Origin of the sequence: Streptomyces sp. ISL-1, assembly GCF_018614585.1 — a bacterium.
Classification (GTDB): domain Bacteria; phylum Actinomycetota; class Actinomycetes; order Streptomycetales; family Streptomycetaceae; genus Streptomyces; species Streptomyces maoxianensis.
Genome location: NZ_JAGGOI010000001.1, coordinates 85,019 through 98,233, shown reverse-complemented (window position 1 = coordinate 98,233; position 13,215 = coordinate 85,019). Strand labels below are relative to the sequence as shown.

Sequence of the window (13,215 nt, the reverse complement as noted above, 5' to 3'; positions counted from 1 at the left end):
TCAGTGCCGCCAACCTGCTTATCTTGCCCCGTCCACGCAGGTTCCGGAAACCGGGGTGGCCTTTCCCACCCCGCGGGGCCGGGGGCTTCCCCCGGGCGGCGGAGCCCTCCGAGTCAGCCGCCGGCCAGCCGGTGGTCCACCGCGGTGAAGCGTCTACCCGCGGAAACAGTGCGCACCGCCTGTCCTATCGCCTTACGGGAGCCGACCAGCACGACGAGCTTCTTCGCCCGGGTCACCGCCGTGTAGAGGAGATTCCGCTGGAGCATCATCCAGGCTCCGGTGGTGACCGGGATCACTACCGCGGGGTACTCGCTGCCCTGCGAACGGTGGATGGTGACGGCGTACGCGTGTGCCAGCTCGTCGAGCTCGTCGAAGTCGTACGGAACCTCCTCGTCCTCGTCCGTCAGCACCGTCAGCCGCTGATCGTCCAGTTGGAGCGAGGTGACCACGCCGACCGTGCCGTTGAAGACGCCGTTCTTGCCTTTCTCATAATTGTTGCGAATCTGGGTGACCTTGTCGCCGACGCGGAAGACCCGGCCGCCGAAGCGCTTCTCGGGAAGGTCCGGCCGCGCGGGAGTAATGGCCTGCTGGAGAAGGCCGTTGAGAGTGCCGGCGCCGGCCGGGCCGCGGTGCATGGGCGCGAGCACCTGCACATCGCGCCGCGGATCCAAGCCGAATTTTGCGGGAATTCGGCGTGCCGCCACGTCCACGGTGAGCTTTCCCGCGTCCTCCGTCTCCTCCTCCACGAAGAGAAAGAAGTCGGAGAGCCCCGAAGTGATGGGCTGCACACCGGAGTTGATGCGGTGCGCGTTGGTGACGACACCGGACTGCTGAGCCTGCCGGAAGATGCGGGTCAGCCGGACATTGGGCACCGGGCCACCGTCCGCGAGCAGATCGCGCAGTACCTCGCCGGCGCCGACACTCGGCAACTGGTCCACGTCCCCCACCAGCAGCAGATGCGCGCCGGGGGCGACCGCCTTGACCAGCTTGTTCGCCAGCAGCAGATCGAGCATGGACGCCTCGTCGACCACCACCAGGTCCGCCTCCAGAGGCCTGTCCCGGTCGTACGCCGCGTCCCCGCCGGGCTTCAGCTCCAGCAGCCGGTGCACGGTGGACGCCTCCACGCCGGTGAGCTCGGCGAGCCGCTTGGCCGCGCGGCCGGTGGGGGCAGCGAGCACGACCTTCGCCTTCTTGGCGCGGGCCAGCTCCACGATGGAGCGGACCGTGAACGACTTGCCGCAGCCGGGGCCACCGGTCAGCACGGCTACCTTGTGGGTGAGGGCCAGCTTGACCGCCTGCTCCTGCTCGGGCGCCAGCGCCGCGCCCGTACGCTCCGCCAGCCACGCCAGCGCCTTGTCCCAGACGACGTCATGGAAGGCCGGCATCCGGTCCTGCTCGGTCCGCAGCAGTCTGGTCAGTTGGGCGGCGAGCGAGATCTCGGCGCGGTGGAAGGGCACCAGATAGACGGCGGTCAGGTCCTCTCCCCCGTCCGGGGCCGGGACCTTTTCCCGGACGACGCCCTCCTCCTCGCCCGCGAGTTCGGCGAGGCTCTCGATGACAAGGCCGGTGTCCACCTGGAGCAGCTTCACCGCGTCCGCGATCAGCCGCTCCTCGGGCAGGAAGCAGTGCCCCTGGTCGGCGGACTGCGACAGGGCGTACTGCAGGCCCGCCTTGACCCGCTCCGGGCTGTCGTGCGGTATGCCGACGGCCTGGGCGATCCTGTCGGCGGTGAGGAAGCCGATGCCCCAGACGTCGGCGGCCAGGCGGTACGGCTGGTTCTTCACGACCGAGATCGAGGCGTCCCCGTACTTCTTGTAGATGCGCACCGCGATGGACGTCGAGACGCCGACGCCCTGGAGGAAGATCATGACCTCCTTGATGGCCTTCTGCTCCTCCCAGGCGGCACCGATCAACTTTGTCCGCTTCGGGCCGAGTCCGGGGACCTCGACGAGCTTCTTCGGCTGCTGCTCGATGATGTCGAGGGTGTCGACGCCGAAGTGTTCGACGATGCGCTCGGCGATTCTGGGGCCGATGCCCTTGATCAGACCCGAGCCGAGATAGCGGCGTATGCCCTGGATCGTGGCCGGCAGGACCGTGGTGTAGTTCTCCACCGTGAACTGCTTGCCGTACTGGGCGTGGGAGCCCCAGCGGCCCTCCATACGCAGGGACTCGCCCGGCTGCGCGCCGAGCAGCGAGCCGACCACCGTGAGGAGATCGGCTCCGCCGCGGCCGGTGTCGACGCGGGCGACGGTGTAGCCGGTCTCCTCGTTGGCATACGTGATCCGCTCCAGGACCCCTTCGACCACTGCGAGATTGGACATGATCCGACGCTACCGCCGGGGTCCGACAGTGCGGGTGGCCTGTGGACAACTCCGCGTCGGCGTCCGTGGGGTGGCCCGGAACGGTCGAGGGGGCCCGGTCCTAGGACCGGGCCCCTCTGTTTCCCCTCCGTCAAGGGCTCCCCGAATCCCCCCAGATCCCTCCCCGGGAGCCTTGATGACAGGTACGACTGTCGTCACACGAAAAGGGTTGCACGACAGCGGGGAGTTATTTTTTGGGGATCTCGTGCGGGGGCCGCGGTGCGGGGCTGTTGCTGGTGCGTGGAGCCGCGGTGCGGGTCCTGGGCGTCCGGGGGGCGGGGGGCCGCGGTGTGCGGGTCTGGGGCCGCTCCGGGGCTCGTATCCGGGGCTGCTTTCCTCACCGCGCTTCGCGCGAGTTGCGTCGCTTTACGTCCCGGACACGACCCCTGCGCGTCCCCCTGCAGCCCGAGGTCCCGGAGCGGCCCGTGTGCTGCCGCACACCGGTCCCGTCAGGGGGAGGCTGGGTCGTAGGAGGGGGAAAGCCCGGAGGTAGAGCGGCGCAGCGGGACCGTAGCGAGGAACGAGCGGAGGTCCCGCGAGGAAAGCAGTCCGGGCGCGCCCTCCGGAGGCCCCCGGCGCCCGGCACCACAACGGCCCCGGGCACCTCGGACAGCCCCAACACCCGCACCCCGAACCCCCACGGCCCGCACCCCGGCCCCCGCACTGCGAACCCCCGCGGCCCGCGCCACGGACCGCCGCGCCCGCCCCCGCCCGCCAACAACCCCCTACCCCGCGAACTCCTCGTACCGCGCCAGCACCTCCCCCAGGACCTCCTCCCCGTCCCGCGCCCACAGCCCCTCGTTGAACAGCTCCACCTCGATCGCGCCCCCGTACCCCGCCGCCTCCACCCTGCCCTTCCACTCGCGCATGTCGATCACGCCGTCCCCGAGCTGGCCCCGGCCGGTCAGCACCCCCGCCGGCAACGGGGTTGTCCAGTCCGCCAGTTGGAAGGCGTGGATACGGCCCGCCGCGCCCGCCCTCGCCACCGCGGCCGGCGCCGCCTCGTCCCACCAGATGTGGTACGTGTCCACCACCACGCCGACCTGCACCGCCGGAAAGCGTTCGGCGAGGTCCAGCGCCTGCTTCAGCGTCGAGACCACGCATCGGTCCGCCGCGTACATCGGGTGGAGCGGCTCGATCGCCAGCCGTACGCCCCGCTCTCCCGCGTAGGGAGCCAGTACCGACAGCGCGTCCGCGACGCGTTCCCGCGCGGCCGGCAGGTCGCGGCTGCCCGCGGGGAGGCCGCCCGCGACCAGGATCAGGGTGTCCGTGCCGAGCGCCGCCGCCTCGTCGATCGCCGTGCGGTTGTCGGCGAGGGCGCGCGCCCGCTCAGCCGGGTCGATCGCGGTGAAGAAGCCGCCGCGGCACAGGCTGGTCACCGTCAGCCCCGCGTCGCGTACGAGCTTCGCCGCGGCTTCGACTCCGTATGCCCGGACCGGTTCGCGCCACAGGCCCACCCCCGGGATGCCCAGGCGTACGCAGGAGTCGGTGAGTTCGGGGAGGGTGAGCTGCTTCACCGTCATCTGGTTGATGCTGAAGCGGGTCAGATCGGTCGGCTCGGTCGGCTCGGTCGGCTCGGTCGGCTCGGTCACTGGGCGACTCCGTACATCGTCAGCAGGGACTTCATCCGCGTCTCGGCCAGACCCGGGTCGGGGAACAGGCCGAGGCCGTCGGCCAGTTCGTACGCCCGGCACAGGTGCGGCAGCGAGCGGGCCGACTGCAGCCCGCCCACCATCGTGAAGTGCGACTGGTGCCCGGCCAGCCAGGCGAGCAGCACCACACCCGTCTTGTAGAAGCGGGTCGGCGCCTCGAAGAGGTGGCGGGACAGCTCGACCGTGGGGTCGAGGAGTTTGCGGAACCCGGCGACATCGCCGGTGTCGAGGATCCGTACCGCCTGAGCGGCCGAGGGGCCGAGCGGGTCGAAGATCCCGAGCAGCGCGTGGCTGAAGCCCCGCTCGTCGCCCGCGATCAGCTCCGGGTAGTTGAAGTCGTCGCCGGTGTAGCAGCGGACGCCCTGAGGGAGGCGGCGGCGCAGGTCGATCTCGCGCCGCGCGTCCAGCAGCGAGATCTTGACGCCGTCGACCTTGTCGGGGTGGCCGGCGATGACGTCGAGCAGGACCGACGTGGCCGCGTCGAGATCGGCAGAGCCCCAGTAACCACCCAGTCCCGGGTCGAACATCGGGCCCAGCCAGTGCAGGATCACCGGTTCGCGCGCCTGCCGCAGGAGGTGGGTGTAGAGAGAGAGGTAGTCGTCAGGCGTCCGCGCCGCCGAGGCCAGTGCGCGTGACGCCATCAGGATCGCCTGCGCTCCGGTGTCCTCGACGAGCGCCAGTTGTTCCTCGTACGCCGTGCGCACTTGCGTCAGCGATCCGCCGCCGGGGCCGAGTTGGTCCGTGCCCACCCCGCACGCGATCCGGCCGCCCACCGCCTTCGCCTCCGCCGCCGAGCGCCGGATCAGCTCCGCCGCGCCGCCCCAGTCCAGGCCCATCCCACGCTGCGCCGTATCCATCGCCTCCGCGACGCCGAGGCCGTGCGACCACAGATGGCGGCGGAAGGCGAGCGTGGCGTCCCAGTCGACGGCGGCCGGCGAGTCGGGGCTCGCGTCGGCGTACGGGTCGGCCACGACATGCGCCGCGGAGAAGACCGTACGAGAGGCCAATGCGGCCCCGCCCGCGAACACGGCCGGTTCGGCGCGGGGTTCGTACACCCCGTGTGGGAGCCTGATCGTCACAGCGACAGCTCCGGCACCTCGAAGCGCCGGCCCTGGGCCGAGGACTTCAGGCCCAGCTCGGCGAGCTGCACGCCGCGAGCCCCCGCCAGCAGGTCCCAGTGGTACGGCTCGCCCAGCGCGACATGGCGCAGGAACAGCTCCCACTGCGCCTTGAAGCCGTTCTCGAACTCCCCGTTGTCCGGCACCTCCTGCCACTGGTCTCTGAAGGACTCGGTGGCGGCCAGATCCGGGTTCCACACCGGCTTGGGGGTGGCGGAGCGGTGCTGGGCGCGGCAGCGGCGCAGGCCCGCGACCGCCGAGCCGTGGGTGCCGTCGACCTGGAACTCCACGAGTTCGTCACGCATCACCCGCACCGCCCAGGAGGAGTTGATCTGGGCGACGGCGCCGCCCTCCAGCTGGAAGATGCCGTACGCGGAGTCGTCGGCGGTCGCGGCGTACGGCTTTCCGCGCTCGTCCCAGCGCTGCGGTATGTGCGTGGCGATCTGCGCGGTGACGGAGGTGACCCGGCCGAACAGTTCGTGCAGTACGTACTCCCAGTGCGGGAACATGTCGACGACGATGCCGCCGCCGTCCTCGGCGCGGTAGTTCCAGCTCGGGCGCTGTGCCTGCTGCCAGTCGCCCTCGAAGACCCAGTAGCCGAACTCCCCGCGCACGGACAGGATCTCGCCGAAGAAGCCGCCCTCGACGAGGCGCTTCAGCTTCAGCATGCCCGGCAGGAAGATCTTGTCCTGGACGACTCCGTGCCTGATGCCGGCGGACTCGGCGAGGCGGGCGAGCTCCAGCGCGCCGGCGAGGCCGGTAGCGCTCGGCTTCTCGGTGTAGATGTGCTTGCCGGCGGCGATGGCCTGCTTGATCGCGGCGACGCGGGCCGAGGTGACCTGCGCGTCGAAGTAGATGTCGATGCTGTCGTCGGCGAGCACGGCGTCGAGGTCGGTGGAGATGTGCGCGAGGCCGTGCCGCTCGGCGATCTCGCGCAGCGCGTGCTCGCGGCGGCCGACGAGGACGGGCTCGGGCCACAGGACGTCGCCGTCCCCGAGGTCCAGGCCGCCCTGTTCGCGGATCGCGAGGAGGGAGCGCACCAGGTGCTGGCGGTATCCCATTCGCCCCGTGACGCCGTTCATGGCGATCCGCACTGTCCTGCGTGTCACGAAGGTGCCTCCATATGCCCTCGATACTTCGCGGTCCCTCGATACTTCGCGTTCCCTCGTGCCTCGTCACGGCCGTGTTCCCTCGTCACGGTCGTGGTCCCTCGATGCGGCGGTAGCAAGCGCTTTCTAAGCGGTATGACGCTAGCCTGCCGACAGCGGCCCGGACAAGGGCCCTGTTCCATCTCCCGTGGAGGAAAGCGATGACAGTCACCCTGGCGGATGTGGCGGCGCGCGCCCGGGTGTCCCCGGCCACCGTCTCCCGTGTGCTCAACGGCAACTACCCGGTCGCGGCGTCGACGCGGGAGCGGGTGCTGCGGGCGGTCGACGAGCTCGACTACGTACTGAACGGCCCCGCGAGCTCGCTCGCCGCCGCCACCTCCGACCTGGTGGGCATCCTCGTCAACGACATCGCCGACCCCTTCTTCGGGATCATGGCCGGGGCTGCACAGACGGAGATCAGCGGGCAGGAGGGCTCGGGGCGGGCAGGCGGCGAGAAACTGGCCGTGGTCTGCAACACCGGCGGCTCGCCGGAGCGCGAACTCACCTATCTCACCCTGCTCCAGCGGCAACGGGCCGCGGCCGTCGTGCTGACCGGCGGCGCGCTGGAGGACCCGGACCACATCGCCGCGATGGCCGCCAAGCTGGCGAAGCTCGCGGACGCGGGGACGCGAGTGGTGCTGTGCGGCCGGCCCCCGCTGCCGGGCAGCGAGGCCGTCGTCGCCGCGCTCGCCTTCGACAACCGGGGCGGCGGGCGGCGGCTCACCGAGCATCTGCTGGCGCTCGGACACCGCCGGATCGGTTACGTCGCGGGACCGCCGGAGCGCACGACGACCCGGCACCGGCTGGAGAGCCACCGGGCGGCGCTGGCCGCGGCGGGGATCGACGAAGACCAGTCGCACGTGACCGTGCACGGCCCTTACGCGCGCCGCTCGGGCTACGACGCGACGCTCGAACTCCTGCGCCGTGACCCGGACTTGACCGCAATCGTGGCCGCGAACGACACGGTGGCGCTGGGCGCTTGCGCGGCCCTGCGCGACCAGGGGCTACGTATCCCCGAGGACATCTCCGTGGCGGGCTTCGACGACCTCCCCTTCTCGGTGGACGCGGTCCCGGCGCTGACGACGGTCCGGCTGCCGCTGCATGAGGCGGGCGCGCGGGCGGGCCGTCTGGCGATGGGCAACGAGGCCCCGCCGCCCGGCGGGATCGCGACGATCGGCGCGGAGCTGATGGCACGGGCGTCGACTGCGCCGCCGCGGAAGGGGTGAGAGGCCGGTCGCACGGAGCGCTCGCCGGCACAGCGCCTTGCCGGGCTACGGAGACCGTCGTACCGTTGACTCAGTCAAAGGTGGCCGCTCGGAGCAGCCCGGAGTAGCTCATGCCGATCAATGAAGTCCGCGCGTTCAACCGCTTCTACACCAACCTCATCGGCGCGCTCGACTACAGCAAGCACCTCTACACCCCCTACAGCCTCACCGAGTCGCGCGTACTGTACGAACTCGCCCACAGCCCGCGTACCGACGCCGCCGATCTGCGCGCCGAACTCTCCCTCGACGCCGGTTACTTGAGCAGGCTGCTCACCAAGTTCGAGCGGGAGGGGCTGGTCGGGCGGGCACCGTCGGAGGTGGATCCGCGGCGGCAGCGCATCACCCTCACTCCCCGCGGCCGCGAGGCCGCCGCGCTGCTGGACGAGCGGTCGCGGGAGGCCGTCGGGGCGCTGCTGGAGAAGGTTCCGGCGGAGGAGCGGCCGCGGCTGGTCGAGGCGATGCGCACCGTGCGCGAGATCCTCGGCCGCGGGCGGGCGGCCCACCGCGAAGGGCCCGTCATGCGCGAGCCGGGGCCCGGCGATCTGGGGTGGGTCGTGCAGCGGCACGGTGCGCTGTACGCCGCCGAGTACGGCTGGAACGCCGACTTCGAAGGGCTCGTCGCCCGGATCGTCGCGGATTTCGCGCAGGACCACGACCCCCATCTGGAGCGGGTGTGGATCGCCGAGCTGGACGGGCGGCCGGTCGGGTCGGTGATGTGCGTACGGGACGACGCCCCGGCGACCGCGCGGCTGCGGCTCCTGCTCGTGGAACCGGATGCGCGCGGGCACGGGCTCGGCGACCGGCTCGTGAGCGCCGTCGTGGATTTCGCGCGCGATGTGGGGTACCGGGAACTGGTGCTGTGGACCAATGACGTACTGGCCGGGGCCCGGCGGATCTATCAGCGTGCCGGGTTCACCCTCGTCGCCGAGAAGCCGCACCGCTCGTACGGAGTGGACCTGGTCGGCCAGGACTGGCGGCTTCCCCTGCAGAAAGGAACGGTCGAATGAAGTTCGCCTTCTCAACGCTCGGCGTGCCGGGCATGCCCGTCGCGGACGTGGTCGCGCTCGCCGCGGACACCGGCTACCAGGGGATCGAGCTGCGTGCCGACCCCGAGGAGCCGGTGCATCCGGGGATCGGAGCGCGGGACCGGGCCGCTGTGGTGGCGGAGTTCGAACGCGCGGGTGTGGAGATTCTCACCGTGTGCGGGTACACCGGTGTCGCGGCTCCCGGTGACGACGCTCCGGTGTACAAGGAGCTCGACGAACTGCTGCGGCTGGCCAAGGACTTGGGCGCGCCGAACATACGGGTCTTCCCCGGCGGGGGCGACCAGGACCTGGCCGAGGCGGAGGCCACGGCCGCCCGCCGGCTCGGAGCCGCCGCCGAGACCGCGGCCGGACTGGGCGTACGGATCCTGCTGGAGACCCACGACTCGCACCGTACCGGCGCCGCCGTCTCCCGCATCCTGGGCCCGGTCGGCCACAAGCACGCGGGCGCGATCTGGGACGTGGTGCACCCGTGGCTCGACGGCGAAGAACCGGCGGCGGCACATGCGGCCCTCGCTCCCTTCCTCGGCTATGTCCAGGTCAAGGACGTCGCGTCACGCGACGACCTCGCGCCGCTGCCGCTCGGCGCGGGCGTACTGCCGCTCGCCGAGTGCCTGGCGACACTCACCGAGGAGACGTGGCTGTGCTGGGAGTACGAGAAGCGCTGGCATCCGGAGGCGGCTGACCTGCCGGGGCTGCTGGCTCCGGGACGACAGCACCTGGAGCTCCTGCTCGCGACAGGGACGTGAGCGCCACCCCGCCGACCAGCAGCAGCGCCGCGCCCCAGCGCAGCGGGCTCACCGACTCGTCGAGCAGCAGCGCCGCGGACGACATGCCGAAGACCGGCACGAGCAGTGAGAAGGGGGCGACGGCGGAGGCGGGGTAGCGGTGCAGCAGGAAGCCCCAGGCGCCGAAGCCGAAGACCGTCGCGCCCCAGGCGACGTAGACGATCGCGCCTGCGCCGCCCCAGTCCAGGGCGCGCAGCGCGTCCAGATCGGCCCGCGGGCCTTCGAAGAGGAGGGAGAGCGCGAGCAGCGGCAGTACGGGGACGGTCGAGACCCAGATCATGAAGTTCAGTGCGTCCGGCGGGGAGGCCTTGCGGGTCAGCACATTGGACACGCCCCAGCAGGCCGCCGCCGCGATGACGAGCAGGAAGGCGAGGACCGGTCCCGACGCGCCCTCGTCGTAGGCCGCGACCGCGATGCCGCACAGCGCGACCGCCATGCCCAACACCCTTACTCGTCCCGGACGTTCGCTGAGGACGACGGCAGCGAAGACAGCCGTGAAGACCGCCTGGATCTGCAGGACGAGCGAGGAGAGGCCGGCCGGCATGCCACGGTCCATGCCGATGAAGAGCAGCCCGAACTTGGCCACGCCCAGGGCGAGTCCGACGCCAATCACCCACTTCCAGGCGACCTTCGGACGGCCCACGAAGAAGACCGCGGGCAGCGCCGCCACCAAGAAGCGCAGGGCGGAGAAGAGCAGCGGCGGGAAGTGGCCGAGACCGAGCTCGATGACGACGAAGTTCACTCCCCAGACCGCGGCGACCAGGACGGCGAGTGCGATGTGTACGGGACGCATGCACCGAGGATCACCGGCTCCGACCATGTAGCACCAGCGCGGATTTCTTCATGGTGAAATTGAGCGTTGCTTATGAATGCCCGTAGAAGAGGGAGGTCGGCTTCATGCTCGATCTGGGGCGACTGCGCGCACTGCACGCCGTCTCCGTCCACGGTTCCGTGGCTGCCGCGGCCATCGCCCTCGGGTACACCCCGTCCGCCGTGTCGCAGCAGATCACCAAGCTGGAGCGGGAGACGCGTACGACCCTGCTCGAACGACGGGGACGGGGCGTCGCGCTCACCGACGAGGCGCGCCATCTGGCCGCCACCGCCGAGAAGTTGCTCGCCATCGTCGAGCGCGCCGAGACCACCCTGGAGGAGCGCAGGGGGCAGCCGACCGGACGGCTCGCCATCGGCGCGTTCGCCTCGGCGGCCCGGGGACTGCTGCCCGGCGTGCTCGCCGAACTCGGCCACAGGCATCCGGGGCTCGACGCCCGGATGACGGAGGTCGACCCGCATCTCTCCATCGACCTGGTGGCCCGCGGGATGATCGACCTGGCGGTGGCGCACGACTGGGACATCGCGCCGCTGCCGGCTCCCGAGGGCGTGGAACAGGCCGTCATCGGCGACGACCTGTGCGATCTCCTGGTGCCTGAGGGGCATCCGCTGGCGGCGCGCGCTTCCGTGCGCCGCGAGGATCTGGCGGGGCAGCGATGGATCTGCCAGCCGCCGGGCACGGTCTGCCACGACTGGCTGATCCGTACGCTGCGCGCGGCGGGCTGCGAGCCCGATCTCGTCCACCGGGCCGAGGAGAACCACACTCAGATCGCGCTGGTCGCGGCTGGGCTGGGGATCGCGATGATGCCGCGGCTGGGGCGGGGGGCGCTGCCGACGGGGGTGCGGGCGCTGGACCTGGATCCGGTGCCGAAGCGACGGCTGTACGCGCTGTGGCGCACGGGCGCGGCGCGCCGCCCCGCGATCACGGCGACGGTGGAATCGCTCCAGCGGCACTGGCCGGGCGCGTGAGGAGCCCGGGCCGCGCGCCTTCAGATCGCCACCGCGTCCGGGTGACCTTTCGCGTGCCGCGCGTGCTTTCTGTTGCCACACCCTTGACCTGGCAGTAACTTTCCGGCTATCCGTGAGTCCTTGGAAGTTTCCTTCAACTCCCTTGTCGAGCAAGGCCGGAAGGAGCACCCATGCACGACCGGAGCCTCTCAAGACGCACCCTCCTCACCGCGACCGCCGCCACCGCCGTCGCGGCCGGCGCAGTAGCCGCCGCATCCCCCGCCCTCGCCCACCCGTCCCACCGCGACCGTCTCAAACGGCTGATCTCCCGGATGAGCCTGGAGGAGAAGGTCGGCCAGCTCTTCGTGATGCGGGTGTACGGGCACTCCGCCACCGCCCCCGATCAGGCCGACATCGAGCTCAATCTCAAGGAGATGGGCGTCCGCACGGCCGCCGAGCTGGTCGCCGCGTACCACGTCGGCGGGATCATCTATTTCTCCTGGACGCACAACACCCGCGATCCGCACCAGATCGCCGATCTGTCCAACGGCATCCAGCGCGCCGGGCTCGCCCAGCCAACCCCCGTACCACTGCTGATCTCCACCGATCAGGAGCACGGCATCGTCGCCCGGGTCGGCAAGCCCGCCACCCTGCTGCCGGGCGCCATGGCGCTGGGGGCGGGCGGGTCACGGTCCGACGCCCGCGGCGCCGCGCAGATCGCCGGGGCCGAACTGGCCGCGATGGGCATCCTGCAGAACTACGCCCCGGTCGCCGACGTCAATGTCAATCCCGCCAACCCTGTCATCGGCGTACGGTCCTTCGGCGCCGACCCGGAGGCGGTCGCCCGCCTGGTCGCCGCGCAGGTCAAGGGTTATCAGGGCGCGGGCATCGCGGCGACCTCGAAGCACTTCCCGGGACACGGCGACACCACCGTGGACAGTCACACCGGCATCCCGGTCATCACCCACACCCGTCAGCAGTGGGAGGAGATCGACGCCCCGCCGTTCCGGGCCGCGATCGCCGCCGGTATCGACTCGATCATGACGGCGCACATCCAGTTCCCGGCGCTGGACCCGAGCAATGACCCGGCCACGCTGTCGCGCCCCATCCTCACCGGCATCCTGCGCGAGGAGCTCGGCTACGACGGGGTGGTCGTCACCGACGCGCTCAATATGCAGGGCGTACGGGACAAGTACGGAGACCACCGGGTGCCGGTGCTCGCGCTGAAGGCGGGCGTGGACCAGCTGCTCAACCCGCCGGACCTGGCCGTCGCCTGGAACGGTGTGCTCACCGCCGTCAAGAGCGGCGAGATCAGCGTGTCACGTATCGACGAATCGATCCTGCGCATCCTCTCCCTCAAGGAGCGACTTGGCCTGTTCCGCGACCCGTTCGTCTCCCACCGGCGGCTCGATCGCACCGTCGGCATCGGCGCGCACCTCGCAGCCGCCGACCGGATCGCGGAGCGGACGACAACCCTGCTGGTCAACGAGGGCGGGCTGCTGCCGCTGAGCCGGCGCAGCCGGCCGGAGCTACTGGTGGTCGGCGCCGACCCGGCCTCGCCGAGCGGGACGACCGGACCGCCGACCGCCGTACTGGCGAAGGCCTTCACCGAACTGGGCTTCACCGCCTCGGCGTTGTCCACCGGCATCACCCCCAGCGCGGCGAAGATCGAGGAGGCGGTGGCGGCGGCTGCCGGCAAGGACGCGGTGATCGTCGGCACGTACAACGTCTCGGCGACCAGCCCACAGCGCACCCTGGTGGCACGGCTCGCCGCGACGGGGGTACCGGTCGTCGCCCTCGCCATCCGAAATCCGTACGACATCGCACGGCTCGACGGCGTGGCGGCGGCGCTCGCCGCGTACTCCTGGACCGATGTCGAACTGCGCGCCGCGGCACGCGTGATCGCGGGCCGCGCCGAGCCCCGGGGACGGCTGCCCGTACCCGTGCAGTGGGCGGACGATCCGGCCCGGGTGCTCTATCCCATCGGCCACGGCCTGTCGTACGACTGACGTACGCGGACCCCTCCCGCGCCACCGGCGCACTCCCCCAAGGGTCCCGAAGCACT

General features: G+C 71.2%; 9 protein-coding genes and 1 pseudogene. 5 read left to right on the top strand and 5 right to left on the bottom strand.

Translation table 11 applies throughout. From position 1 onward, the window contains the following. Positions 1-113: 113 nt before the first annotated feature. The 4 genes from J7E87_RS00430 to J7E87_RS00415 all read right to left on the bottom strand — a co-directional run bounded on the left by J7E87_RS00430 (position 114) and on the right by J7E87_RS00415 (position 6,239). On the bottom strand, positions 114-2,321 hold the full coding sequence (locus J7E87_RS00430; RefSeq protein ID WP_215088885.1) for an ATP-dependent RecD-like DNA helicase: 2,208 nt from the start codon (positions 2,319-2,321) through the stop codon (positions 114-116). Between the two features lie 764 nt (positions 2,322-3,085). After that, positions 3,086-3,883, bottom strand: a complete 798-nt coding sequence (locus tag J7E87_RS00425; RefSeq protein WP_215088944.1) for a sugar phosphate isomerase/epimerase — start codon at positions 3,881-3,883, stop codon at positions 3,086-3,088. Between the two features lie 65 nt (positions 3,884-3,948). Then, on the bottom strand, positions 3,949-5,091 hold the full coding sequence (locus tag J7E87_RS00420) for a dihydrodipicolinate synthase family protein (RefSeq protein ID WP_215088884.1): 1,143 nt from the start codon (positions 5,089-5,091) through the stop codon (positions 3,949-3,951). Then, positions 5,088-6,239: a Gfo/Idh/MocA family protein gene (locus J7E87_RS00415; protein WP_215088883.1), complete on the bottom strand. Its 1,152-nt coding sequence runs from the start codon at positions 6,237-6,239 to the stop codon at positions 5,088-5,090. Before J7E87_RS00415 ends, J7E87_RS00420 begins: the two co-directional genes overlap by 4 nt. A gap of 200 nt (positions 6,240-6,439) precedes the next feature. Here J7E87_RS00415 and J7E87_RS00410 point away from each other — a divergent pair, with 200 nt between their 5' ends. The 3 genes and pseudogenes from J7E87_RS00410 to J7E87_RS00400 form a co-directional block, all read left to right on the top strand. Further along, positions 6,440-7,504, top strand: a complete 1,065-nt coding sequence (locus tag J7E87_RS00410; protein ID WP_215088882.1) for a LacI family DNA-binding transcriptional regulator — start codon at positions 6,440-6,442, stop codon at positions 7,502-7,504. Between the two features lie 110 nt (positions 7,505-7,614). Then, on the top strand, positions 7,615-8,550 hold the full coding sequence (locus J7E87_RS00405) for a helix-turn-helix domain-containing GNAT family N-acetyltransferase (protein ID WP_215088881.1): 936 nt from the start codon (positions 7,615-7,617) through the stop codon (positions 8,548-8,550). After that, positions 8,547-9,308, top strand: a pseudogene (locus tag J7E87_RS00400) (sugar phosphate isomerase/epimerase family protein); the annotation flags it as partial. The gene J7E87_RS00405 and the pseudogene J7E87_RS00400, both read left to right, overlap by 4 nt. Here J7E87_RS00400 and J7E87_RS00395 read toward each other — a convergent pair. Then, positions 9,211-10,167, bottom strand: a complete 957-nt coding sequence (locus J7E87_RS00395; protein ID WP_215088880.1) for an EamA family transporter — start codon at positions 10,165-10,167, stop codon at positions 9,211-9,213. The pseudogene J7E87_RS00400 and the gene J7E87_RS00395 overlap by 98 nt on opposite strands. A 104-nt stretch (positions 10,168-10,271) precedes the next feature. On the opposite strand from J7E87_RS00395, the gene J7E87_RS00390 reads away from it, so the two are divergent. Both J7E87_RS00390 and J7E87_RS00385 read left to right on the top strand, forming a co-directional pair. After that, positions 10,272-11,171 (top strand): LysR family transcriptional regulator, encoded by a 900-nt coding sequence (locus J7E87_RS00390; RefSeq protein ID WP_215088879.1) that lies wholly within the window; start codon positions 10,272-10,274, stop codon positions 11,169-11,171. A 170-nt stretch (positions 11,172-11,341) separates the two neighbouring features. After that, the gene (locus tag J7E87_RS00385) at positions 11,342-13,159 is read left to right on the top strand and encodes a glycoside hydrolase family 3 protein (RefSeq protein ID WP_215088878.1); all 1,818 of its coding nucleotides are present in this window, start codon (positions 11,342-11,344) and stop codon (positions 13,157-13,159) included. Positions 13,160-13,215 lie beyond the last annotated feature (56 nt).